This is a genomic window from Arachidicoccus ginsenosidivorans (genome assembly GCF_007971385.1).
GTDB classification, from domain to species: Bacteria; Bacteroidota; Bacteroidia; order Chitinophagales; family Chitinophagaceae; genus Arachidicoccus; species Arachidicoccus ginsenosidivorans.
Genome location: NZ_CP042434.1, coordinates 3,624,842 through 3,651,076, shown reverse-complemented (window position 1 = coordinate 3,651,076; position 26,235 = coordinate 3,624,842). Strand labels below are relative to the sequence as shown.

The 26,235-nt window shown below is 41.7% G+C and carries 20 protein-coding genes and 1 pseudogene; 14 read left to right on the top strand and 7 right to left on the bottom strand.

Annotated elements, in window-relative coordinates; genetic code table 11:
• Positions 1 to 41 precede the first annotated feature (41 nt).
• On the top strand, positions 42 to 932 hold the full coding sequence (locus FSB73_RS14605) for a 1-aminocyclopropane-1-carboxylate deaminase/D-cysteine desulfhydrase (RefSeq protein WP_146783684.1): 891 nt from the start codon (positions 42 to 44) through the stop codon (positions 930 to 932).
• A gap of 116 nt (positions 933 to 1,048) precedes the next feature.
• The gene (locus tag FSB73_RS14600; protein WP_146783681.1) at positions 1,049 to 1,861 is read left to right on the top strand and encodes a hypothetical protein; all 813 of its coding nucleotides are present in this window, start codon (positions 1,049 to 1,051) and stop codon (positions 1,859 to 1,861) included.
• Between the two features lie 30 nt (positions 1,862 to 1,891).
• Here the strand turns inward: FSB73_RS14600 and FSB73_RS14595 are convergent, their stop codons facing one another.
• A complete protein-coding gene (locus FSB73_RS14595; RefSeq protein WP_146783678.1) occupies positions 1,892 to 2,788 on the bottom strand; it encodes a serine hydrolase in 897 nt (298 codons plus the stop codon).
• A 431-nt stretch (positions 2,789 to 3,219) separates the two neighbouring features.
• Here FSB73_RS14595 and FSB73_RS14590 point away from each other — a divergent pair, with 431 nt between their 5' ends.
• The 4 genes from FSB73_RS14590 (at position 3,220) to FSB73_RS14580 (ending at position 10,192) form a co-directional block, all read left to right on the top strand.
• Positions 3,220 to 4,308, top strand: coding sequence for a serine hydrolase (locus FSB73_RS14590; protein ID WP_225974040.1), 1,089 nt, complete (start codon positions 3,220 to 3,222; stop codon positions 4,306 to 4,308).
• A gap of 44 nt (positions 4,309 to 4,352) precedes the next feature.
• The gene (locus FSB73_RS25165; protein WP_225974039.1) at positions 4,353 to 4,580 is read left to right on the top strand and encodes a hypothetical protein; all 228 of its coding nucleotides are present in this window, start codon (positions 4,353 to 4,355) and stop codon (positions 4,578 to 4,580) included.
• A 607-nt stretch (positions 4,581 to 5,187) separates the two neighbouring features.
• Positions 5,188 to 8,424, top strand: a complete 3,237-nt coding sequence (locus tag FSB73_RS14585; RefSeq protein ID WP_146783675.1) for a SusC/RagA family TonB-linked outer membrane protein — start codon at positions 5,188 to 5,190, stop codon at positions 8,422 to 8,424.
• Positions 8,425 to 8,458: 34 nt separating this feature from the next.
• Positions 8,459 to 10,192, top strand: coding sequence for a RagB/SusD family nutrient uptake outer membrane protein (locus tag FSB73_RS14580; RefSeq protein WP_146783672.1), 1,734 nt, complete (start codon positions 8,459 to 8,461; stop codon positions 10,190 to 10,192).
• 253 nt (positions 10,193 to 10,445) lie between these two features.
• Here the strand turns inward: FSB73_RS14580 and FSB73_RS14575 are convergent, their stop codons facing one another.
• The 4 genes from FSB73_RS14575 to FSB73_RS14565 all read right to left on the bottom strand — a co-directional run bounded on the left by FSB73_RS14575 (position 10,446) and on the right by FSB73_RS14565 (position 16,577).
• Positions 10,446 to 11,090 carry a peroxiredoxin family protein gene (locus FSB73_RS14575; RefSeq protein ID WP_146783669.1) on the bottom strand — a complete coding sequence of 215 codons (645 nt, stop codon included), beginning with the start codon at positions 11,088 to 11,090 and terminating at the stop codon, positions 10,446 to 10,448.
• A 445-nt stretch (positions 11,091 to 11,535) separates the two neighbouring features.
• Positions 11,536 to 11,688, bottom strand: a complete 153-nt coding sequence (locus FSB73_RS23330; protein WP_158639566.1) for a hypothetical protein — start codon at positions 11,686 to 11,688, stop codon at positions 11,536 to 11,538.
• On the bottom strand, positions 11,679 to 13,205 hold the full coding sequence (locus FSB73_RS14570; protein WP_146783666.1) for a RagB/SusD family nutrient uptake outer membrane protein: 1,527 nt from the start codon (positions 13,203 to 13,205) through the stop codon (positions 11,679 to 11,681). Before FSB73_RS14570 ends, FSB73_RS23330 begins: the two co-directional genes overlap by 10 nt.
• Before the next feature lie 27 nt (positions 13,206 to 13,232).
• On the bottom strand, positions 13,233 to 16,577 hold the full coding sequence (locus FSB73_RS14565) for a SusC/RagA family TonB-linked outer membrane protein (RefSeq protein ID WP_146783663.1): 3,345 nt from the start codon (positions 16,575 to 16,577) through the stop codon (positions 13,233 to 13,235).
• A gap of 613 nt (positions 16,578 to 17,190) precedes the next feature.
• Between FSB73_RS14565 and FSB73_RS14560 the strand changes: the two genes are divergently transcribed.
• The 8 genes and pseudogenes from FSB73_RS14560 (at position 17,191) to FSB73_RS14535 (ending at position 23,991) form a co-directional block, all read left to right on the top strand.
• Complete coding sequence (locus FSB73_RS14560; protein ID WP_146783660.1) at positions 17,191 to 18,645, top strand: TolC family protein; 1,455 nt, start codon at positions 17,191 to 17,193, stop codon at positions 18,643 to 18,645.
• Positions 18,646 to 18,674: 29 nt separating this feature from the next.
• Entirely contained in the window at positions 18,675 to 19,868 is a 1,194-nt protein-coding gene (locus FSB73_RS14555) for an efflux RND transporter periplasmic adaptor subunit (RefSeq protein WP_146783657.1), read from the top strand.
• A 57-nt stretch (positions 19,869 to 19,925) separates the two neighbouring features.
• Positions 19,926 to 20,327, top strand: coding sequence for an ABC transporter ATP-binding protein (locus tag FSB73_RS27275; RefSeq protein WP_317132799.1), 402 nt, complete (start codon positions 19,926 to 19,928; stop codon positions 20,325 to 20,327).
• Positions 20,276 to 20,386 (top strand): annotated as a pseudogene (locus FSB73_RS27270) (ABC transporter ATP-binding protein); the annotation flags it as partial. The gene FSB73_RS27275 and the pseudogene FSB73_RS27270, both read left to right, overlap by 52 nt.
• Before the next feature lie 36 nt (positions 20,387 to 20,422).
• Entirely contained in the window at positions 20,423 to 20,677 is a 255-nt protein-coding gene (locus tag FSB73_RS27265) for a hypothetical protein (protein ID WP_317132798.1), read from the top strand.
• A 110-nt stretch (positions 20,678 to 20,787) separates the two neighbouring features.
• Positions 20,788 to 22,011: an ABC transporter permease gene (locus tag FSB73_RS14545; RefSeq protein WP_146783654.1), complete on the top strand. Its 1,224-nt coding sequence runs from the start codon at positions 20,788 to 20,790 to the stop codon at positions 22,009 to 22,011.
• A 76-nt stretch (positions 22,012 to 22,087) separates the two neighbouring features.
• Positions 22,088 to 23,224 (top strand): sensor histidine kinase, encoded by a 1,137-nt coding sequence (locus tag FSB73_RS14540; RefSeq protein ID WP_158639565.1) that lies wholly within the window; start codon positions 22,088 to 22,090, stop codon positions 23,222 to 23,224.
• 2 nt (positions 23,225 to 23,226) lie between these two features.
• The gene (locus tag FSB73_RS14535; RefSeq protein WP_146783648.1) at positions 23,227 to 23,991 is read left to right on the top strand and encodes a LytR/AlgR family response regulator transcription factor; all 765 of its coding nucleotides are present in this window, start codon (positions 23,227 to 23,229) and stop codon (positions 23,989 to 23,991) included.
• A 136-nt stretch (positions 23,992 to 24,127) separates the two neighbouring features.
• Here FSB73_RS14535 and atpC read toward each other — a convergent pair whose 3' ends face one another.
• Positions 24,128 to 24,388 carry an ATP synthase F1 subunit epsilon gene (gene atpC, locus FSB73_RS14530; protein ID WP_146783646.1) on the bottom strand — a complete coding sequence of 87 codons (261 nt, stop codon included), beginning with the start codon at positions 24,386 to 24,388 and terminating at the stop codon, positions 24,128 to 24,130.
• A gap of 90 nt (positions 24,389 to 24,478) precedes the next feature.
• Entirely contained in the window at positions 24,479 to 25,984 is a 1,506-nt protein-coding gene (gene atpD / locus FSB73_RS14525) for a F0F1 ATP synthase subunit beta (protein ID WP_146783643.1), read from the bottom strand.
• Between the last annotated feature and the right edge of the window lie 251 nt (positions 25,985 to 26,235).

Genomic DNA, 26,235 nt, shown 5'->3' with positions numbered 1-26,235 from the left:
AAACTAAAATATTATCGTTTTAACTCCAATTTATTTTTACAATGTTTTCCGTAATTCCCATTCAACCCTTATTCAGGCAAGGCGACAGCCCACTTGGGCGGCCTGTGGACGTTTTACGGATGGACAAAATACATACGGTCGTTAGCGGCAATAAATGGTTTAAACTATCTGGTTATTTACAGCAGGCGCAGCAAGCTGGGAAAAAAACATTGGCCACTTTTGGGGGCGCCTACTCCAATCATATCGTGGCCACCGCTTATGCTGCCCAAATGTATAAGTTAAAATCTGTAGGCATCATCCGAGGCGAAAAGCCTGCTTTGCTTTCCCATACCTTACAAAATGCGCTGGCTTATGGTATGGAGTTGCTTTTTGTTTCCAGAACAGATTATAAGGACAAAGCCAGTTTACAAATCAATATAGACCCTCAAAATGCCTATTACTGGATTCCTGAGGGAGGTTATGGAAAACTGGGTGCTGACGGGATCCGGGATATGCTTAAAGGTATTCCAGTTTGGGATTATACACACCTGGTGACCGCTGTTGGCACTGGCACTACGATGGCAGGTCTGATCCAAGGAGCACTCCCCTACCAGAAAATTATTGGCATTCCGGTACTCAACAATCAAGATAGTATTATGCAAGAAATAAAGGTCCTACTGAATGATCAACAAATGGAAAAAGATTTTCAATTACTGCCAGATTACACTTTTGGCGGTTACGCCAAAAAGACGGCTGATTTAATCACATTTATGAATCAAACCTACCAAAGTGTTAAGCTTCCGTTAGACTTTGTATATACTGCCAAGGCCTTTTATGGATTAAATGACTACCTGCAAATAACGGATTTACCCACTGATAGCAAGGTGCTGTTTTTGCATACTGGCGGATTGCAAGGCAATCAATCTCTACCAGCCGGCACGCTTTGCTATTAAAACTAACAACCAATTGGCAATAAATGGAGCATATTTTGCATTACATTTGTCCCAATTTTACCGAAAAAACCGGCTGACCGTTTACTTATACGTTCTTCCGGCCAGAAAGTACTATCATGATTCAAAAAAAATATGTTTTACTGATTTTATTATGTTGTGTGTCTGTAGCGCTTTGGGCGCAACCCGCACTGCCAGATTTTAGTATTATAAAAGGCCCGAAAAATCACACCATTCTGTCCTGGAAAAATAATTTTGGAGCCAATCTGACCGTCCTGAATATCCAAAGGTCCACTGACAGTGTCAGAGGATTTCGCACCATTCACTCTGTAGACAACCTCAGTTTGGCCACTAATGCCTATACGGATAGCAAACCAGTTCCGGGTGCTGATTATTACAGGCTGTATTATATGATGAAAAATGGCAGCTATTATTTTACCAAGGCCAAAAGAATCGCAACGGGCTTTGTAACAGACAATTTGCTTAGCCAGTTAAACAGCAGTAAAGCCATTACGATCACAGGAGACCATCCCCGAAAACTGGCCTATAACCAGCTTTACCATTTAAAAGACTCTGTTGTTAATTTCACCAGCGATAGCCTTTATTTTGTCAATGACAGTACAATTCAGTATGTCAAATACAATGCTGTAGCCGCCATTGCCAGCACGACCACAGAATTACGGCCTGTCTCTAAATTCTTATACCTGAATGCGGATAGTTATATTGTTTTAAAATTCCCCCAGCGTGATTTGGATCAGTATTCTATGACTATTTATAAAAGGAATGGCACTTCCGTTTTGTTTAAGATTCCAAGATTTGACCACAGTGAACTAATTTTAAGTAAAAGCAGTTTCATGCATACAGGTTGGTATCCCTACGAGATATATAAAAATGGCAAACTGCAGGAACGCAGCCGCCTGGAAATCAAATAAACACCTCTTCAAAAAACATATTCAACGGCATTAGGGCACCAGCTTTAATGCCGTTTTTGCAGGTCGCCATTTATCTTTTGGTTCAAAATAATGCCAGAGTAACGCAGACACCTGTCTGGCAAGCTCCCATGGTTCGGCATCTTTCTCCCAGCGTTGGTCTTTATTATTTTTAGTCGCAATATAAAAAACATAATCTCCGTGCGGCGCATTTACCATCACCAGCTCTGATCTGGAGTCATTAACCATTCCCTGTTTAGAAGCAGTTTGTATGTACGGCGGAATCTGGGATAGAGCATATCCATCATAAAAAATATGGCTCATCTGGCGATACATGCAATCACTACTTGCTGCATCAACGGCCTTTTGTTCCCGAATCAGTTTAAGAATAGTCGCCATTTCTCTAGGTGTGGTCTGTCCCCAGCCATAATTGCTATACGCTTTTTCTCTGCCCGGCGTTCTTGAATTGACCCTGGTATCTTTAAAGCCCATATTTTCTAGCAATTGATTGATCTGGACACCACCTCCAGCCAGCTGTTGACACCATAATGCTGCTACATTATCGCTATAACTGATCATAAGAGAAATTAATACATCGAGGCTGGTTTTACTACTGTCTTTAAAAAACTGCATCAGTCCTGAACCACCACGAGTCCTGGAAGTATCATAAATCAAAGTTTGGTTGTAGGATAAGTCCCCAGTCTTAATTTTATTAAATATCCCAATTAAGATCGGCACTTTAATGATACTAGCCGTCGGGAATATCGTATCAGCATTGACTGCCGCGACGCTACCTGTTTTTAAGTTCTCCACATACACGCCTGCCGTTCCATGAAACCCTCGCAATAAAGCTGTTAAAGCAGACTGCAAATGCTTGTCTGTTTTAAGCCGGGTGCCCCGTGTCTGAATTTGGGCGCGTAGGCTCCCCATAATAAATATGGCCAAAATTAGAATAGTCAGCCTGCATGATTGCCCTTTTAAAAAAGCTAAAAATTCGCCTTTAACCGATAGGGATCTTAGTACAAAAGATGATTGCACAACAAAAAAATTTAAAGATTTTAAAATGAGGATTCATAATCAAATGATATCGTCAGCCTGTCCAAACTAATTCTAATTATCCACCATATATTAACTTGTCAACGCACTGTTTTAAGCATTAACGTCTCTACCCGATTCCTGATCTCACATTTAAAATTTGGATTCCTAAAGCTACTAAATTTGGATGATATTGCCCTCAATTATTCCTGCTTAAAATCTGCTTAAGCCCTCATTACAAATACAGTCATAATCATTAAATAACGACCCTAATCTAAATGATCGAATTTATTGGCAATAATACAAATTCTACCTAACTTTCATAAATGATCGTAAGTCGTTATCAACAAACATTACTAAAAGGCATAGGTCCCAAAAAGCATGCATCGGGTCTTTGGCTTTTAATAGGCCTGACATTTGCATTTATGCCGCTAAATAGCCTCTTTAGCCAGGAAAACAGGGCTCAATTACTGAACCAGATTACTAGAGGCATTCAGGATAGCATTTTTCAAAAAGTATATCACCATCCTCAAAAATACCGTTTACAGATCCTATATACACAAATAAATCGAGACAAAAACAATCAACCACATTTTACGACCTTTACTTATCACTGTTCACCTGATGGTTATTTTAACCCTGCTTCCACAGTAAAAATGCCTATTAGTTTTTTAAGCTTGCAAAAGCTCCACCAACTGAAGCCTTATGGCGTTAGCAAAGACAGCTATATGCTGACAGATAGTAGTTATAAGAGCCAACAAATCATTCATAGGGACACAACCTCTATGTCAGGTCAGCCTTCCATTGCAGCCTATATCAAAAGAATCTTTCTGGTCAGTGACAATGACGCCTATAACAGGTTATACGAGTTTTTAGGACAGGGGTATATTAATACGCAACTTCAAAAAAAGGGTTATACACATACAAGAATTGACAGAAGGTTCTATCCTATGAATGAAGATCAAAACCGCCACACCAACCAAATCCGGTTTTTAGATCCCCAAAACGAGGCTATACAATACAAACAACCTGCCGCCTACAGCACAGATAGCTTCCATTATGGCAAGCAAATATTAATTGGCAAAGCGCATATGGACAGCAAGGACAGTTTAATTACAGGTCCTTATGATTTTACAAAAGGCAACCGGACCAGTCTTGAAGATCTAACCAATATGCTAAAAGCAGTATTATTCCCACAGGCCGTAAACCCTAAAAAACGTTTTAACTTGAGTGCAGCTGACCGGAAATTTTTGCTTCAATACATGAGTCAATACCCTGGCGAGACAAATTACCCTAAATACGACACCAGTAAATTTTTGACAGCTTCACAAAGTTCTTTTTCAGAAATGCCGGCCATAAGCTTCCCCGCTATATTCGGGCATTTAATAAACCAGGTTGGTCTTATGGGTTCCTAACCAACGTTTCTTATATCGCAGATTTTAAACACCATGTAGAGTTCATGCTCAGTTGTACCCTATACGTTAATGAGGATGGCGTGATTAATGACAATAAATATGATTATGAAACTGTTGGGTTCCCGTTTATGACAACTTTAGGCCAAGCCGTTTATCAGTATGAACTAAAACGTAAGCGAACATATAAACCAGACCTCTTAGCATTTAAGCTAACTTATGAACACAGGGATACCACAAATAACCGGCCATTAATTCGGGATATAGCAGATTGAAAAACCGGTAATTAATAACCTACTACAAGTTATATTGCAACATTAAAAAAGTTGAATAGAGGCAAATTGTCTGGCTATTTTATGAAAGCCATTTTCTATTTTTTTTATTTGTGATTCGGAAACATCCCCCCTTTTAACATGGAGCATTTATTGGATTTTCAAGAGCTGGTTTCTATTTAATAAAATCCTTCGAATAAAATAATCATAGCCTGATGCTGGCAAACTTATAATATAGAGGAAATCATAAAAGATGTATCTGTATTTTTAATTTTTCATAGAATCAGCTAAAGAAATAGTGGAAGCGAAAATTTTTTTTCCACAAATCTGCTTTGCAAATTGGGCAATAATTAAACAATCATGTCAGACATATGATTTACTGTAATCGTTCCCGATTTATTTGTTAAATTTAACTATACAGGAGCTCACAGAAAACATATTATAGTTAAATATTATCTTTTTTTTAGCCATATTTAATCATTTTGAAAATTTCTGTTAAATAATTTTTACACAATCTTGTTAAATTTAATTTTCATCAACAGTATAATTTAACATATCTTAGATGAGCAATTGCATTAAAAATCAATACACTTTAAAATTCCCCTAATGTATGAAAAGATTTAACCTTCCTGCAATGTTACTATTTCTGCTGACGTTTTCTTTTGCCATTTGCCTCCAGGCTGATGCGCAGGTTAAAACCGTTACAGGAAAAGTAACATCAGAAAAAGGAGCGCCACTCCCTAATGCTTCGGTCCAAATCCAAGGCAAAAATCTAGGCACCACCACAGACGAAAATGGACAATATACCATTAATGCATCCGTCGGTGATGTGCTGCAATTTTCTTCAGTTGGCTTTAAAAAGGCCACTGCTAACGTTGGTAGCGAAGCGGTCATTAATATGCAGCTTACTCCTTCAAATTCAGATTTAAGTGACGTGATCGTCGTCGGCTATGGCACGATGCAGAAAAAAGACTTGACCGGATCGGTCGCAGTGGTGGATATGAAAGAGGTCAAGGACCAGCCTGCCGCCAGCCCGGTTGAAGCCATGCAAGGTAAGGCAGCCGGTGTACAGATCATTAATGATGGATCTCCCGGATCTACCCCACAGATCCGGATCAGAGGTTTCAGTACCATTAATAACAATGACCCTCTATTTATTATTGACGGAATGCCATATACTGGTAAACTAAGCTGGCTTAGTGCCGAGGATATTGAAAGCATGCAGGTGCTAAAAGACGCCTCTGCTGCGTCTATATATGGATCCAGAGCCAATAATGGTGTTGTTATTATTACGACCAAAAAAGGCCGGATGGGCGCACCCAGAATTTCAATTTCTTCCTATTATGGCGTGCAATCGCCCAATAAAGGGACCTTCCCTGATTACTTAAACCCACTGCAGTATGCCGAGTATTTATTTACTTCCGTCAAAAACGCGGGTGGTGTCATTGATAGTAAATCAGTTGGCGACAATTATGGCACAGGCGATCAGCCTACACTCCCCGAATATTTGAGAGCTGGTGGCACATTTGGACAGGAGATTACACCAGATATGGTAGACCCATCCCTTTATCGCTATACGCAGGATGCGTCTACTTTCTACCAGATTACTAAAGCCAATCAGCAAGGCACCAATTGGTTCAAGGAAATCACCCACAATGCGCCTATGCAGAGCCATGAAATGAGTATCCTGGGCGGAGGTGAAAATGCGACCTATGCGATCAGCGGTGGTTATTTCAAACAAGATGGCACGGTCAAATACACTGGATTTGAAAGAGCACAGATTCGTGCAAACTCTACATTCAAAACCCTGAATGATCACCTGACTATTGGAGAAAACATACAATATTCCAGAATGAAGTTCAATGGGTTTGCGACCAACACGAATGTAGCCGGAAGTTACCAGGGAGAAGGCTCTCCTATTGGCTGGGCCTACCGTATGCAGACCATTGTGCCGGTCTATGATATAAAAGGAAATTTTGCCGGCACCAAAGGCAGTATGCTAGGTAATGCCGAAAACCCCTTGGCGGTACTTTACCGCGCCAAAGACAATATCAATACCGATAACCAGTTCTTTGGAAGTGCCTATGCTGACCTGAAAATTATCGATGGTTTAAACCTCAAAACAACTTACGGTCTGCGATATGACAATTACAATTCCATCAGTATTGGTTATCCCAACCCGGAATTCTCTGAAGGGAATTACACCAATAACCCACTGAACGAGACCCAGGGTTATGCCTCTGAATGGACCTGGACCAATACGATAACCTATAAACACACTTTTGCACAAAAACATGACCTGTCCATACTAGCCGGTTCGGAAGCCGTCCAGAACTCAGGCAGGGTTTTATCAGGTACTGGTAATAATTTCTTTATTTTCGGCGATATCAACTACTATTATCTGGATGCGGCCAGCACCAATAAATCCAGTGGAAGTAGCGGCTATGAATCCTCTCTTTTCTCTTTATTTGGTCGCGTAGACTACGATTACGCAGATAAATACCTGTTAAGTGCCACAATCCGCCGGGATGGCTCGTCCAACTTTGGTCCCAACAACCGCTATGGTAATTTCCCGGCCGCAAGCATAGCCTGGAGAGTTTCCGATGAAGATTTCATGAAAAGCGCTGATTGGATCAATGACTTAAAATTGCGTGTCGGTTATGGTGCGACTGGTAACCAGAGTATCCCTTCCTTCCAGTATTTGCGTCGATATCAGGCATCCCAAAATACCTCCTCATACCCTATTGGTGGTAAAGATCTGAGTAGCGGTATCTGGACCAGTAGTTATGATAATCCAGATGTCAAATGGGAAGCCCTAAAATCCTGGAATGCGGGGCTGGATTTCACGATTTTAGATCATAGCTTTGACGGATCACTGGATTTCTATAACAGAAAGACAACAGATATGCTTTACCCCGTCCCCCTGCCTTCACAAGCTGTCGGTGGTGGCTCCTCTCCTTATGTAAACATCGGCACCATGACCAACAAAGGGGTAGAATTAGCATTAAATTATCACTTTCATCAAAATGCGAGAAAGGACGAATTCAAGTTTGACCTAGGTTTCAACATCTCAAAGAATATCAATAAATTAGTATCTCTGGCACCTTCTGTTTCAGAACAAATCTATGGCACGTTCAGAAGTATCAATACCTCCATTCTGAGAGCTGGTGAAGTATTCGGTGCATTTTACGGCTATAAAGTGACAGGTATTTATCAGAGTGCCGAAGATATTTCCAATACACCTTCCTACGATGGCGCCCGTGTTGGAGGTCAGAAATACGCTGACATTAATGGTGACGGCATTATTGATGCAGATGACCGTACCATCATTGGCAATCCGCATCCTGACTTTATTTATTCTCTGAGTTTTAATGCCAATTACAAGCGCTTTGATCTTTCTATGTTTTTTAACGCCTCCCAAGGGAATGACATTTTTGATGCCACCAGATATTACACAGACTTCAGTGCCTTCGACGGTGCGGTCAGCACCCGACTGTTAGATGCCTGGAGCCCAACCAATACTGGTAGCCATGTCCCATCTCCTTACAGAAATCCATCTGCAATGGAGCTACAATCAAATAGTTACTATATCCAGGATGGTAGTTATTTTAGAATGAAAAATATTCAGTTAGGATATACCTTCCCTACAGAAAAATGGTTTAAAAACAATGAAATCAGCAACCTTAGAGTATATGTCAGTGCGACAAACCTGTTTACACTTACAGGCTATTCAGGTCTGGATCCTGAGGTTAGTCAGTTCTCCAGCACTTTCTCAGCACCTGGCGTTGATCTGGGAGTTTATCCAGCATCCCGTCAATTCATCTTTGGTATGAATGTAACATTTTAAGCTTCATTGAATTAACATTAAACTTGAATTAATTATGAAAAAGATAAAACAAATAATCATTCCACTTTGCCTGATGTTTGCGCTGTTTTCCTGCGGCAAGGGTTTTTTAGAAACGTCGCCAAAGGCGCAAATTACGGATGAGCAGTTACCAACGACCAAAGCGGTGAATAATGCATTAATTGCGGCATACGGCCTAGTCAACGGTAATATTAATGGGACATGGGGCAATTACTCCAGTGCGCCAAGCCAGTGGCTCTTCGGTGAAGTGGCCTCTGATGATGCACACAAAGGCAGTAGTAATGCAGACCAATCGCCAATGAATGACATTGAATTGCATAAAGTGTTACCAAGTAATGATAATTTGCCCACCATGTGGAATAATTACTATGAAGGGGTGATCCGTTGTAATTTTACTTTAAAAATGCTGGCGCAACTGCAGGCATCTGATGTAAGTGATAAATTCACTGATGAAGAAGCTACCTCAATCGAGGCTCAGGCCAAGTTTTTACGCGCTCATTATTATTTCTTCATGACCCGTGTATTCGGTAATGAGATTCCATATATTGACGAATCCATCACTAAAACAGCTGATGCGGCGAAAGTAGCCAATGATGTGGATATCACTCCCAAGATCGAGGAAGACCTTAAGTTCGCAGTGGAAAATCTTACTTATGAAAAGCCAAATAATGAGGCAGGTAGAGTAGATAAATATGCTGCTGAATCATACCTTGGTAAGCTCTATTTGTATGAAAAGAAATATGACCAGGCTTTGCCTTTGTTTAAGGACGTGATTTCCAAAAAACCAGCACTGATCTCCATTCCATTTACTGACAACTTTGATATCAATAAGGAAAACGGCCCTGGAAGTATCTTTGCAGCACAACAAATCATCAACCCTGATGGTTCCGGTGATAATGGAAATGTCGGTGATATGCTCTCCGGATTCTACGGTTCAGCTCCTGTCAGCTGTTGCGGCTTTTTTCAACCTTCATTGGATTTGGTGAATGCCTATAAAGTTGATGCCAATGGGCTGCCAATTTTAGACCCAAGCGATTATCGAAAAAATCCATATGTATCAGATTTGGGGTTAGATACTGCACAAAAGAGGCATTATCAAGTTGACCAAAGTTTGCATTTTGATCCTAGGCTGGATTATACGGTAGCCAGAAGAGGGGTCCCCTTTAAAGATTGGGGTATTTTTCCAGGTGATGACTGGATCAGGGAAGTTGCCTTTGCCGGCCCGTTCCTTTCTAAAAAGCAGATGATCAACAAAGCAGATTTTGCAGGCAACACTGTCCCTGGAACAGAGGAAATCACCGGACTGAATGTTAATATCATTCGTCTGGCGGATGTATACCTGATGGCTGCAGAGTGTGCTGCACAGACGAATGACTTGGCTTATGCGTTGGCCAGGGTTAATGATGTCAGAAGCAGAGCTGCTTTATTACCTGGAAAGAAAATAGATGGCAAGCCAGCTGCAGTCTATACCATTAAGCCTTATCCTTCCTTTGCAAGTAAAGAATATGCCATGCAGGCTATTGAGACGGAAAGAAGACTGGAACTGGCATTGGAAGGTCATCGTTTCTATGATCTGGTAAGATGGGGTATCGCCAAAACAGTTATAGAAAGTTATCAGAACTTTGAAAAGGAATATGTATCTGCTTCAAAGACCATTACTTTTGAAAAGAAGGATGAAATATTCCCCATACCACAACAACAGATCGATCGTTCTGGTGGCGTGTTAAAACAAAATGCTGCTGGACAATAATAAAAAAAAGCAGTTGTCTTGATAGATATTCATTCCGTCTTAAAATAAAGTTTTAAAATAAAAAATCGGGGCTAAAACCCCGATTTTTTATTAGGATGACCCCTTAAATAAATGCGATAAATTATTATTAGTATTGTGGGGCACTGAGTTTGGGTGATCGATTTGCTCTACAATAGCCCTTGATATTTTTATGGAGTTGCAGACAATTATTGGACAATCTTTTTTAGTGAAGATATTTGCCGGAACCAAATTTTCAGATTTCAGCTGCTAACTTTTCAGGCTGTGTATTATTAACGTATACCTGGACCAAATGCCCCGTTTTATCATAGCTGGCCACAAAAGGAAAATGCTCCACCTTATAATATTTCTGAACAGTAAAACTGTATCCTTCAGTTCCCATCTTAAGCTGTGGATATTTTCGCAGCCCATTTTCATTATAAAAGGCAGTCACTTTGTCAAGTGGCTGGTAGGTAACAAATAGCAATTGCCGGTCTTTAAAATCGGCAATTCTTTTAACCAATGATTTGGTAAATTGTTGACACTCCTGGCAATCCGGTGAGAAATAGACCAATATTACCGGTTTATCATGTTCAAGATCCTTATAGGTAAATTCCTGTCCATTAACTAACTGAATTTTAAATGGTGCTATGGTGGCAATGCGCTTTCTGTATTGCCCATTGGCGGATTTTTGGTAATTTTTACCCAGCTCCGCGATGATAGCTTTTCGGTTATCTGCACTGGCCAGTCCGGTTTCCTCCCTGTTTTCTTTAGAGGAAGAGGAGCTGGACAAGTCGTTCGAACTCGACTGTTTCTGCTCACTGTTCCTAGCGCATGCAGCCATAACGCTAATTGTCATTACAGAAACAACGGCTATCCATATTTGTTTATTCAATAACATTTTGTAATATTATAATAATTGTAATACTAAATAATAGCGCCCAATGGTTTGATCATTGCCTTAATCACCATTTCCACTACAAAGAATTGAGTCACTCCATCGCATAGCTCAAAAAAAATAGAACAAATAGCGCTGGTCGAAAGATACGATAGAAATCTCTTTTGCCACCTTAATTTCTACCAGAATGAACCTGTAAAGCCATAAATGGCCAGACTATTGATAGCCCTATACCTTTCATCCCCTGTCAACATTCACGTACATCCTTTCTAAGAAGCACCTTAATAAAATGCTGTAGTCAAATTTGCCCGCCTCCAACTTAAGCTCCCTTTAAACAGTACAGCCTCTCTTTGCCAAATTCTATAAATGTAGCAAAGAGAGGCTGTACTGTTATAATATCCTATATTAAACTATTGTACTTTGATCAAATCAATACAAACCAATGCCCTTACCAATCAGGATTTTGCATGCCATCCTGGATATCTTTTGGATATAAGGCAATCTGACCAGTAGGTACGGGAGACAAATAGTTTTTATTAGCGAAGGTCCGGTTACTGGTTCCACCATAAGGTTCAATATAGCCATCACTGTTTAGATCCAATTTATCGGCAGGAGGCACTTTAGCCCCCAGGAAGATATCTGGATTTTTGTATTGTCTAGTTTTTCACCTTTTTTCCAGCGCATCAGATCATAAAACCTGAATCCACACATCATAAGCTCTACTCTTCTTTCCCTACGAATTTCCCAGATCAGCGATGGCACATCGCTGTCTTTATCGGGATCCGTAAAAGCGACGCCTCCAATAGCGGTTCCCTGATGGCCTACTACTTGCAGTGCTGGTACACCAGATCTTGCTCTTAACTTATTCACTGATTTATCCAGATCGGCTTGAGTGATGGTATATTTTCCCATATCATCTAGTTCAGCACAGGCCTCTGCATAGTTGTCCAGAATTTCAGGTAACCAGAAAATCGGCGCATCAGTACTATTATAAGGCGCCAACTGGTTTTCATCTGCAGGCTGCAAGAATTTTGCAGGCCGATAGCCAGTAGAGGCACTCAAACCATTAACAAGATGCGTTTTATAACAGAGAAAATCACTAATCGTTTCCAAAAGGCGCTTATCCCTGTTGGCGAGCGTATGATCTAGATCAGCATCTCCTTCATAGTGCGTTGAAACGCCAATGGGGAAGCCGTCTGTGCACACAAATGATTCTACGGCATTCTTATTTAACCCAGCCATTGTTGTACTACTATTGGTATAGCCTATTACTGAATGCGTCAGTACCCCTGGTTCATATTGCTTGTACAAAATGCATTCAGGATCCTTACTCAAGTCCAATGAACTATACACTGTTCTAAAATCTGCATTCAATGTATACCCGGCAGTCATCAGTTTTGTACTGGCATCTTTAGATGCTGTTAAAAACTTTTCAGCATCTGGCAAACTTAACTCGGTGTGGTATTTACGATAAGTACCTGCGTACAATCCCACCCGAGAAATTAAGGCCAATGCCACATCCTTATTCACCGTGTTCGCTTGATCCTCTTGGCGAAGATTAGCATAAGCAAAGTTCAGATCAGAAAGCACACTATCCATAACCAACGCCCTGGAATCTCTGGGTTTATAAATTATATCATCTTCAGAAATATCCAGTGATTTATTGATCCAAGGCACATCTCCAAAAACCTTCACCAATCTAAAATAGGCCAGTGCCCTAAAAAACCGGGCTACCCCCTTCCAATGATTTTTGGCTTCATCATCCATGGGCACTTTGTCTATGTTTTCCAACATAATATTGGCCTTTCTGATATTGGCAAAGGTCCAACGGCCATCACTGGCTGGAGCGTTTAATACAAAATTGGTAAATCCAGAAGGTGCCTGATCATCTGAGAGCCAGGAAAAATAAAAATCACCATTGGTCCCAGTCCCAAAACCGGTGAACATTTCATAAAATCCCCAATTATAGGTTCTGACATTGGTCTCACTGGTCCAATACTCATCATTTGAGAAGTTATCCAGTGGCGGTTTATCCACAAACTTGGCGCACCCTGTAAACAAGGTAACCGCCATGAGCGATAAACCAAGTAAATAATATTTATTGATTGTAAATTTCATAATTGTAAATTTTTCTGTCAGTTAATTTTAGAGTCTGATTTGTGCACCAAATGAATACATCCGTTGAATAGGGAAAGTTCTACCAGTAGAAGCACTATAACCATCCAGTGCTTCCGGATCCAAAGGCACGCCTAAATCTGAGAACGTAAATAAATTCTCACCACTGACATAAAGCCTAACTGATTTAATATTATAACGGCTGAGCCACTGGCGTGGCAAGGTATAACCGATGGATACATTTTTCAGTCTTAAATAAGCCGTATTAAGCAAATATTTGCTTTGTGGGTAGAAATTATTACCACCTGACGCAAGACCCGGAATCTTTCCACTTGCATTACCTGCATATGGGTTAGGATATCTGGCATCTGTATTATCCGGTGTCCAATAATCCAGTTGATGTGCATATAAGATATCTCCACCCCTGAAGTTTGGCATGGCTACATCACCGGTCCCCCAATAACTTTGTTTACCTACGCCCTGGAAAAAGAAATCAAAATCCAGGTTTTTGTATACGCCTCCTAGTCTGAAGCTATACATATAACGCGGCTGGGTATTACCGATCACTTTCAAATCACCTGGATTATTGGCAGAAAAATCGCCTCCATCAATCACACCACTGCCATCCAAATCTTTATATTTGATGTCACCGGGACCATATTTAAAGTTACCACTCGTTAGGCCAGATTGATCAGGCACACCTGAAGCAAAGCTTCCATCCTGGTTAAAATCAGCAGCCGTAAAATAGCGGTCGGTTTCAAAACCCCAAATATCCCCATAGGTTTCTCCAGTGTAATTCTGAGAAAGAAGTTTTGAGTCATTATCCCACTTTGTAATCACCGTTTTATAATCAGTCAAAGTTAAGGAGCCGTAAAAAGCCAGATCCTTATTTATCGGAAGATTACCATTCACACTTAGTTCCCAACCTCTGGTACGCATGCTTCCTCCATTGACCCAAGGGGCCGATGTTCCAAATGTACTAGCAACTGCATTTTGAGTTAACATCCCATCATTGGAGCGTTGGAACCAATCAAAAGTTAAAGACAGTTTATCATGCGCCATACTGATATCCGTACCTAAATTCAAGGTCGTGATCTTCTCCCAGGTCAGCGAATTGGCGACTGCATTTGGCGCGCCAATTCCTTGAGCTTCAACTCCATTGACCACCCAGCCCACGGCACCAGCACTCATCAGAGGAAGATAGCGGTTGCTGCCGCCTAAATCCTGATTTCCGATCGCACCATAAGAGGCCCTGAATTTCCAGTCAGTAATTAAGGGTTTTATAAAGTCCATAAACTTTTCTTTGCTGATTCTGTAACCCACAGATCCAGAGCCAAACATAGACCAGCGATCTTTTGCCGCAAAAGAAGAGGAGCCATCATAACGACCATCCAGTTCAAGTAAGTATTTATCCTTATAATCATAGTTCAAACGACCAAAATAGCCCGCAAAGGCGCTTTGCCCATTTCCGCCCGAAGCACTCATGTCACCTGAGGCAAGATCCAGATACCCTTTGGTTGGATCCAGAATACTTTTGCGCTGGGCATAAAAATTAATATTGCTATTACTTTGAGAGTTAATACCCGCCATCAATTTAAAATGATGCTCCCCTGCCAAATGCTTATCATATGTGGCATAAATATTAAAGACATTTATATTGTTACGCATCTGCTCAGCCGAGGTATAATCATAACCAGAGGAAGAGATATTCTCAAAAGGGGTGCCTGATGTCCAGCTGTTCCAGGCCATGACCGGCCCACCGGTATTTTGCCGAATCACATTATCGCGAACAATACTATAGTCTGCATGTATTTTCAAATCCTTTGTCAGTTTAATATTGGAGCTCAGATCTACCCTGCTATAATTATCAATCACTGTATTATCCTGCGCTGTGTTCAGATAAGCAGGTATATTTCTAAAATATTTCCCCTGATAGGTACCATAAGGCCAGTAGGCCCCCCAACGCCACATATAATAAAAATAGTTTTGTGTTGCCCCATAATAACCAAATGGATAATCATACTCAAAATTTCGGTACAACATCTTCACATTCAAATCCCACCATTTGGTTACATGTGCAGTTACACCGGTACTGATATTATATTTTTGCACCTGATCGGGATGCACCCGCATGATCCCACCTTCGTTACTATAACCCGCAGAAACATAATAACCGATATTTTCGCTGCCGCCGGAAACCCTGATATTATGTTGTTGGCCAGGTTGTGTGCGCAGCATCATTTTTTTCACATCCCACACCCGATAAAAATAAGGGATTGTGCTATCGGTCATATCAAAATCCTCTCCCAGTACCATTTCATCTGAGTTTCGGCTGCCTGCATATTTGTCTTTCCAGTTCTGGATACCATCAATTAACTTGTTAAGGTCCATCCCGAATAGTTCCGGTGTCACCCCTGCTCTTTCATCTGCTTTAATAATTCCGGCTAATCCTTTAGTCGGATCTGCAAAATCCGGTAAAGTGGTCGGCGTGCTCCAGTAGAAGTTATTAGAATAAGTCACCTGGGTGGGCCGGTTCATCCGGCCGGATTTGGTTTTAATCAAAATAACACCAAAAGCCGCTCTAGCACCATAAATAGCCGTTGAAGCGGCATCTTTTAAGACAGAGACGCTTTCAATGTCATCCGGATTGAGTACCGACAGGTCATCGGTTTCTACATTATCAACCATGATCAGTGGACTACCTGAACCGACAAGGGAGCCAATACCGCGTATGCGTACAGTAGCCCCTGCTGTCAATCCCCCATTTGAATAACTAATGGATAGTCCTGGTGCTACCCCTTGCAATCCTTTAATTGGATCCGTTAATGGGCGATCACGGAAAGTTTTTGTCACATCCACTGTACTTACGGCACCGGTTACCTGACCTCTTTGTTGTTCACCGTACCCCACGACAACAACATCATTTAGACTGGTGGTTGAGGCTTGCATACCCACACTGACCAGTTTATTTTCATTGACAGGAATTTCCTGGGGTAAATGAGATATATCCGTCACAGATAGTATAACGGGCAGTTTAGCCAGCAACTGAAAATTCCCATCATTGTCTGTAAGCGTGCCCTGTGTCGTCCCCTTAACAGTCACGGAAGCGCCTACAACAGGCGTTCCATCAACGGTACTATAAACATTACCCCGGATGGTATCTACCGCCTGCGCCTGGGCATTATTTTGCCCAATGGAGATTATTAGTAATAGCCCCGCCATCGTAATGGATAATAAAATAAATCTCAGCCGGTTCCCGGTATGTTTATGGGGCGGATGAACTGTTTGTCCATTTGCAGGACCAGTGAGTTTTCCGAAACTGGTTTTCGACCAGCCCAAAGACTCCATGACAGTTTTAATTTTTGGTGAATGCATACAATAGATTTTGAGTAATAAGAATTGTTGTAAGGCTAGACAGCTTTTTAAGATTATCCGTTTTTATCAAGAGGTTCGATGTGCATTAGACATTTAACAGTTTTGCATTTACATCCGGTAACATCTTTAAATCGGACAGTAATAATCTTGTTTCATTTTTTTGCATTTTATTGCCAACTTTAAATATTTGTTCGATAAAACACTTCCGCAAAAAATCACAATTTTCTCCAAAATAACCCTACAGAATTACACAAATTCAGTTAAACAAACAATAATTTTTGCACAAATTTTAATTATTATTTTCTTAATAATATATTTAATGTTAATAATCAATTAACTTAAGCATTCTACAAATATATAGACAATTACTAATATACAATCTTCTTTAACACCAAAACACGCAAAAACCCGCAAGTACATATTGCAATCACCGTCTAAATTCAGCAGTAAGCTGCATTATTATGCACAAAAACCGGCAAGCAGACAATTAAACATCCTTCAAAATTCACACACATAAGTTTTCGTCGCAGGATTCACCGGTTTGGTAACAAAACGGGATTTGTCCCCTTAACCTAGGGCTAATTTTACACTCCATAAGTAAAAGAATACGGCTATGGCAATAAAACAATATAATATCAATTCCGGTCTGCGGATTGCCAGACACCCTGCACAGGGATATCGGCGCAGTACCTTTTTGGCACTGTTAGCAGGCCTTTTAATAGGTTTAGCAGGAAGTGTCAGAGCACAGGTAGCCGACGCTTCTGGGTACCCTCCAATACAAAAGGACAGTAGTTTTTCCTCTTCAGTCCAGCAGATGCCAACAAACGAGCATTCTAATTCAGATTCAACGATCTGGGATTTGACAACCTGCCTGCAGTATGCAAGGGAGCACAACATCACCATTCAATCCATGCAATTGACCGCTGAAAGTGCAGGCAAGGATTTAGATCAATCCAGATTCAATAGATTGCCATCTGTCAGTGCCAGCCTTTCACAGGATCTCTCCCACCTACATAGCGGCACAGGCGTTAATGGATCCTATGGAATTTCTGGTGATATGACCTTGTATCAGGGGGGATATTTGAAAAATGATATTGAATCCAAAAAATTAAGCCTGCAGGCAGCTGGCCTTGATATCCAGACAACAGAAAATGACATTACCCTGTCCATCACCCAGGCCTATTTAAATATACTACTGGCTAAAGAAAACATTACTTATTATAAGGGCTTAATAGAATCTACTAGTGCCCTGGTAGACCAGGGTGAACAATTCTTCAAAGTAGGGACGGTTGCCAAAAAAAATGTACTAGAGTTGCAAGCAACACTGGCTTCCGATAAATATCAACTGGTCAGTGCTGAGAATACCGAAAAGCAATATATACTAACCTTAAAGCAAATTCTGCAGTTACCTACCTCTACGCCCTTTAATATCAGTAGCACAAGTAACCTACAAGAAGTGCCTGTTCTTCTGCCTCTGAGCGAAGTACAAGCCACTGCACTAAATAGCCGTCCAGAAGTGGCCAGCAGTGCTATTAATGTGGAAGTTGAGCAGGCCGAACTGGCTAAAATCAAAGCCGGCCTGAAACCAACACTGTCATTGGGCGGTTCAGTAGGCGCTAGTTACGGTTCTACTGCCACTGGCGGATACTTTCCACAACTCAACAATAATTTATATCAGCAGTTAGGTCTGACATTAAGCATTCCAATTTTTGATAGAAAACAGACCCGGACCAATGCCGATAAGGCAGATATTGCCATCCGGCAAGCACAGCTTTCTTTGGAAAATACCAAATTGCAATTAAGCCAGCAAGTGGAGCAGGCCTATCTTAATGTCAATAATGCCTTAAGTCAGTACGAAGCGGCATTGCAGCAACTGACCTATGCCAAAGAAGCCTTCCGTGTCGCAGGGGAAGAGATGAAAGTCAGTAATTATGTGACGGCAGATTACCTGCAACAAAAATCGCTGTACGTTCAAGCGGAACAAAACTTTATACAGGCAAAATATACGGCAGCATTACAGGCACGTATCTATAATTTTTATGCCGGAATCCCAGTTGTTACTCATTAAAAAAAACAATCACTTCTAAATTAATACGGATGAAAAAGAAACCCATTATCATCACACTGGCCATCGTTATATTGGCATTTCTGGGCTGGTTTTTCTTTTTAAAACCCAGTCCGGTGGTGACCACTTTTACCTCCGAAAATCCCTACATAGGACATATTGCAGAAACGGTCACCGCTACCGGTACGATTCAGCCAGTAGATACAGTAGCTGTGGGTACGCAGGTATCAGGAACCGTTCAGGCGATTTACGCAGATTATAATTCAGTGGTAAAAAAAGGACAGCTACTGGCAGTTCTGGATCAGTCTTTGTTTATTGCATCTGTGGATCAGGCAAAAGGCAATCTGGCAGCCGCCGAGAGCAATCTGAACTATCAAACCAGCAATTTATCCAGACAAAAACAGCTTTTTGCTGTAGGTGCCATCAGCCAGGCAGATTACGACAATGCGGTCTATACCTACAACTCGGCCAAGGCCAGCGTGAGCACACAAAATGCGAGTCTGGCTACCGCGGAAAAGAATTTGTCTTTATCCAAAATATATTCCCCTATTGATGGCACAGTGCTTTCCAGAAATGTCAGCGAAGGTCAGACAGTTGCAGCAAGTTTTAGCACACCCACTTTGTTTACCATCGCCAAAGATCTGAAAAAAATGCAGGTGCAGGCCTCAGTGGATGAAGCAGACGTGGGTAATATAAAAGACAGCGAAAGAGTAACTTTTACTGTCGATGCATTCTTAGGCCAAACTTTTGAAGGCCGGGTTCAGGAAATCAGACTCAGCCCTACTACCTCTTCTAATGTCGTCACTTATACCACTATTATCAATGCACCGAATAACGATCTAAAACTAAAGCCAGGCATGACAGCAAGCATCATAATCTATACCAGTGAAGCTGATAGTGCCCTGCTGATACCAGAAAAAGCGGCGTCCTATTCACCATCCGTGCCCGCGCCAAACGCCCCTTACAGCCTGGTAAAAGCTGCAGACACTTCTGCCTTAAAGGATAATGAACGTTTTGTATGGATTAGAAAAGATAACCAATTGGTGCAAAAAAGGATCACGGTAGGTCTGGATGATAATACAAAGATCCAGGTATTGTCTGGACTAGCTACCGCAGATCAGGTCGTAACAGCGGAAGCTGAGACGACCGTAAAAGAAGCCAACGCATCAGAGGGTGCCAGCCCATTTATGCCTCATCGCCCCAAAAGAAACACTAAAAAGAAATAAGCACCCTTAAAAGTGAATGGCAGCCAATTACTTCTTTGATGAAACAAAATGATTCCAATGACAAACGAAATATTAAACATCCAACATTTAAAAAGATCCTTTGCGATGGGTGGAGAAACGGTACACGCCTTAAAGGATGTATCCTTTTCCATCCAAGCAGGGGAGTTTGTGACCATTATGGGTAGTAGCGGGTCGGGCAAAACCACCATGCTCAATATCCTGGGCTGTCTGGATAAACCTACCAGCGGCACTTATCTGCTAGACGGCCTTGATGTAGGTAAACTAGATCGTAATGAGTTGGCAGGTGTACGAAATTCCAAAATCGGCTTTGTTTTTCAATCCTATAATCTGCTGGCCAGGACTTCTGCCCTGGAAAATGTGGAGTTGCCTTTATTCTATAATAAAAAATATCTGCTGCCCAGCGCAAAGAAAAAGCCATCAGGGCTTTACAGGCAGTAAAACTGGAAGGCCGTCTGGACCACACGCCCAATCAACTCTCCGGCGGTCAACAGCAACGTGTAGCCATTGCCAGAGCCCTGGTCGGCGAGCCGGTTATGATTTTAGCAGATGAGGCAACCGGTAATCTGGACACCCGGACCTCCTATGAAATCATGGCCCTCATGCAGGAGTTGAATAAAGAAGGAAAAACAATCGTATTTGTCACTCATGAGCCGGATATTGCTGCCTTCAGCAGTCGAACCATTATGCTCAGAGACGGGCTGGTACAAAAAGATATTAAAAACGAACAGGTCCGCTCTGCCAAACAGGCACTAGAAGAATTACCGGCATCAGATAGTTACTCTATTTAGCGGCGTCCAGCAACTCAGCCTTGTTTTTACTGGCTTAGGATGTCTCTCAGTAAAAAAATAACGGGTTCAGACAAGGTGATAAAATAAGCGTAAATATAAATACAACAGCAATGGCTATATTAAATCTAATCAAACTCGCAATAAGAGCCCTGCAGCGAAATAAGCTAAGGGCCTTTCTTACCATGCTGGGCATCATCATAGGTGTCGCTGCTGTGATTGCGATGATGGCCATCGGACAAGGCTCTAAGCAAAGTATCCGCAACTCACTTTCCACCATGGGTTCCAATATGATTACTATTTTTCCCCAAAGTAATCGTGAGGGCGGGGTCAGAATCGGGGGCAGTAGTTTCCAGTCACTTACCATGAAGGATGTGAATGCTATAAAAAAGGGCGCTACTAAAATTGACGGCATTTCTCCGGTAGTGAATGCCAGCGGACAAGCCGTTAACGGTGGTATGAACTGGCCTACGACAATCTATGGCGTCAGTCAGGACTATCTGCATATCCGCCAATTTGCCTTGCAGAACGGTGTTAATTTCAGTGATAAGGATATACTGACCTCTGCCAAAGTCTGTCTGCTTGGCCAAACGGTTATTGATAACCTTTTTGCAAAAGGTGTAGATCCTATTGGTAAATATATTCGTTTTGGTAAAACCCCGTTTCAGATCATCGGTACACTGGTGCCAAAAGGACAAAGTAATTTTGGGCAGGACCAGGATGACATCATCCTTGCCCCCTATACAACCGTACAAAACAGAATAACGGCCAGCACCGTCTATCTGAACCAGATTTACGTCTCTGCCATCAGTGAATCTGCCAGCGACTCTGCGACGCAACAGATCACCGACATCATAAGAGCCAATCATAAACTCACGGATCAACAAGAAGATGATTTTAATGTCAGAACCCAGGCGGAGCTGATCAGCACCATCAGTGCCACCAGTAGTATGCTGACCGTGCTACTGACCTCCATTGCAGGGATTTCTCTTTTTATTGGTGGTATTGGCATTATGAATATCATGTATGTCTCCGTTACAGAGCGTACCAAAGAAATCGGGCTTAGAATGGCTATTGGCGCCCGGGGTAGAGATATACTGATGCAGTTTCTGATTGAGGCAATTATCATTAGTATCACAGGCGGGCTGATAGGTGTTGCCTTAGGCCTGCTCTCTTCATTTTTGATTACCCAACTGGCTCATTGGCCAGTGCTGATCTCTGAGACTTCTATTATCATCTCCTTTCTGGTCTGTGGGGTCACAGGGGTATTCTTTGGCTATTATCCGGCGCAAAAGGCAGCCAGGCTTGATCCTATAGAAGCCTTGCGTTATGAATAACTATTATAATAAAATGGCAAAAGATGGGTTTGGAGTTAAGTTGGCTGATCATCCTAGCAGACAAAGTTTAAAATTTATGAAAACAGACAGGCCATCCATTAATAATGATCAGGTAAAGCACAAAAATGGTTATCTTCATTTTCTGATGCAAAAAGCAGTGCGTATCAACTTTTCTGACAAGCGGGTGATTATCTTACTGCATATCATTATGTGGATCGCCATTTTATCACTGCCCTTTATTCAATATAACAGTGACCGCCACCGTATGCCCGGTCCGCCATCAGAGAATTTACGTCTGGCTTTTTTGCAAATGTCCATCTTTAATAACCTGGTTTGGATCGTTATTTTTTACCTGAATAGTATCCTTTTGATTCCAAGGTTAGCCACTGTAAAAAAGTGGGCATCCTATTCAATCAGCATCCTGGTATTATTTGTGTTTGCCCTGGGCGCTAATTATCTGTTATTCAGAACTTTCATTAACGATCGTCATTATAATATTATCCGGGCTATCACCTTTAGTTTGCCGCCTTTCATACTGGCAATACTTTCCAGCTCCCTGTGGCAAATCTGGCGCGATAAAACCCGCGCCGCACAGCGTTTGCAACAACAAAAGGAAGAAAACCTTAAAACTGAGCTTTCGTTTTTACGTTCACAGATCAGCCCACATTTTATCTTTAATATTTTAAATAACGTAACAGCTTTGATTCGCATGAAAAGCGAACAGGCGGAACCGACGATTATTCAGCTTTCTTCCCTGCTACAATATATGCTTTATGACACCCGAGAAGAAAAAGTGTTGCTTACGACTGAAGTCAGTTACCTGAAAACCTATATTGAACTTCAAAAACAACGATTCGGAGATCGCATAAAAATAGACCTAGACATACAACTTGAAAACAACTGGGCAGAAATTGAGCCGATGCTCTTAATTCCTTTTGTAGAAAATGCCTTTAAACACGGGACAGGTTATCTTGCACACCCGGCCATCGATATTCATCTGGTTACCCAAAACGGGCGGTTAACCTTTAATATCAGTAATGGGTACGACCCGGCAAGTACGGAAATCAAGGACCGGGTATCTGGCATAGGTTTATCCAACGTTCAAAGAAGAATAGAACTTCTTTACCAGGATAAGAGCAGTTTTTTTATTCACCGGGACCAGGATACCTTTACGGTACACCTGGAATTAGCATTATATCCCGCTAAATCATAATTATGATGAGATGCCTTGCAATTGATGATGAACCCTTAGCGCTGAGCCTATTGGTAGATAATATCAGCAAAGTGCCCTTTTTGGAACTGGTGGCCTCCTGTGGCGATCCCTTTAAGGCCATTGAGATTATGCAACGGGAATCAATTGATTTGATTTTTACCGACATCCAGATGCCGGGGCTTACCGGACTGCAGTTTATTGAGGGGCTGATCAGTCGGCCCATCGTTATTTTGATCACCGCCTACAAACAATATGCGCTCCAAAGCTACGATTTAGATGTAGTCGACTATCTGGTAAAGCCGGTCGGTATGGACCGCTTTATCAAAGCCTGCAACAAAGCTAATGAGCTTTTTCAACTAAAAAAGTCCATGAGCCGCCCAATAAACCCGGATCAGGTATTGTCACAAAAACCCTCTGAGCAGACGCCCGCTATGGCAGCTGTTGATTATTTGTTTGTCAACATCGGATATAGTCTGGAGAAAGTAACCCTGGAAGATATCATTTATATTGAAGGACTCAGGTCTTATATCAATATACATTTAACCAGTCAGCCTCAGCCTTTGCTCACCAGAGCCACCATGAAATCCATTGAAGCCTATTTACCTGCACCGGCGTTTATGCGGATCCATAAATCCTATATCATCGCTACCCGTCAAATCCGGCGCATGAAAAAAAATGAACTGACCCTATTAGATGGCACTGAACTCCCCATCGGAGAAATTTACCGCCCCATTGTCAATGACCTTATAAGAAACCAGTTGGGATAAACAGGAGGAGATCTGCTACAAACCGGCACAAAAAATTAGGAACCTTAATTTTTTGAAAAAATAAAGGTTCCTATTTTTTATAAAGCTTATTAAAAAGGCATTCAGCAGATAAGTGCCGGGTTACTTTGAGACTTTGCTACAGTACTTCAGTTGCGCCTTCCACTAATACCGTTGCCTTATTGTCCAGGATTTCAACGAATCCTCCTTCAATGGAGAACTGCTGATTGTTGGTGCCTTTTGCATTGACCAAGACCTTAATCTGGCCTTTGGCCAGGGCACTGACCATAGGTGCATGTCGATTCAGCACTTCAAACAAGCCACTGATGCCAGGCAATTGAACGCCATATACATCGCCACTATAGATTCTTCTTTCCGGTGTTAATATTTCTAAAAGCATGAATATCAATTTTATCAGGTAATCAATCCTATCAGCAAACAGTTAAATACAGCCTTTGGGGCTGGCGTCCTGTCCCGGCCTAGGGTATTATTAACCCTGGGCCTGTGCCAATAGTTTTTTACCTTTTTCAATTGCATCTTCCAATGTACCAACCAGGTTGAAGGCTGCTTCCGGATATTCATCCACTTCCCCATCCATAATTGAATTGAAACCGCGGATGGTATCTTCAATGCTGACGAATACGCCTTTCAGACCGGTAAACTGTTCTGCAACATGGAATGGTTGAGAAAGGAAACGCTGTACTTTACGTGCTCTGGATACAGTCAGTTTATCTTCATCACTCAATTCATCCATACCCAGGATGGCAATGATATCTTGTAATTCTTTATAACGCTGTAAGATCAGTTTAACACGGTCAGCAGTTGCATAGTGCTTATCACCTACAATAGCAGGTGTTAAGATTCTTGAAGTAGAATCCAGCGGGTCAACCGCAGGATAGATACCTAAGTCAGCAATTTTACGGGATAATACGGTAGTAGCATCCAGGTGCGCAAAGGTGGTTGCAGGTGCTGGATCCGTCAAGTCATCCGCAGGCACGTATACTGCCTGAACCGAGGTAATAGACCCATTTTTTGTAGAAGTAATTCTTTCCTGCATTAGCCCCATTTCTGTGGCAAGGGTTGGTTGATAACCTACCGCTGATGGCATACGACCTAACAAGGCGGATACTTCAGAACCGGCCTGTGTGAAACGGAAGATATTATCCACGAAAAACAGGATATCTCTACCTTTACCTGTGCCATCTCCGTCACGGAAATATTCAGCGATGGTCAAACCACTCAAGGCAACACGGGCACGGGCTCCGGGAGGTTCGTTCATCTGACCGAACACAAAGGTTGCCTTTGAATCTTTCAAACCTTCCATATCAACGGTATTCAGGTCCCATCCGCCTTCTTCCATGGAATGCTTGAATTTTTCACCGTATTTCATGATACCAGCTTCGATCATTTCACGAAGCAGGTCATTCCCTTCACGGGTTCTTTCACCCACACCGGCAAATACAGACAGACCACCATGGCCTTTTGCAATATTGTTGATCAATTCCTGAATCAGTACGGTCTTACCTACACCGGCACCACCGAATAGTCCAATCTTTCCCCCTTTTGCATAAGGCTCAATCAGATCAATTACTTTGATACCTGTAAATAAAATTTCTGTAGAAGTATTCAGATTTTCAAAAGCAGGCGGTACGTTATGAATGGGACGACCACCGGTTTTGTCGATCTGAGGCAGACCGTCAATGGCATCACCGGTTACATTAAACAAACGACCATTGATGCCTTCCCCTACTGGCATGGTGATGGGACGACCGGTATCAACGACCTCAGTACCACGTACCAGTCCTTCTGTACCTTCCATTGAGATGGTTCTTACACTGTCTTCTCCCAGATGCTGCTGTACTTCCAGAACCAGCTTTTCGCCGTTATCCTTTAGAAGTTCCAACGCATTGTAGATCTCAGGCAGTTGCTGATTATCAGGGAAATGTACGTCTACGACCGCACCGATGATTTGTTTAATTTTACCTTTGTTAGCCATAAATGACAAAGAATTAATGTGTCTTTTTTTAATAAAAATGCTGTGAAACCAGGCGGTAAAACACCGCTATTTTCAATTTTTGGCAAAGGTAAGGGTTTAGAAATTTTTAAAGGAAAAAAATAGGTAATAAATTTAACATTGGGGCATTTTTCTATCCTCTTGATGGCTTTTTGGGCTGTCTTCAATCAAACGCTAAGTAAATGCAAAAAAAAATAATTATTCACAATTATTTTTATGTAGTTTTGTTATTG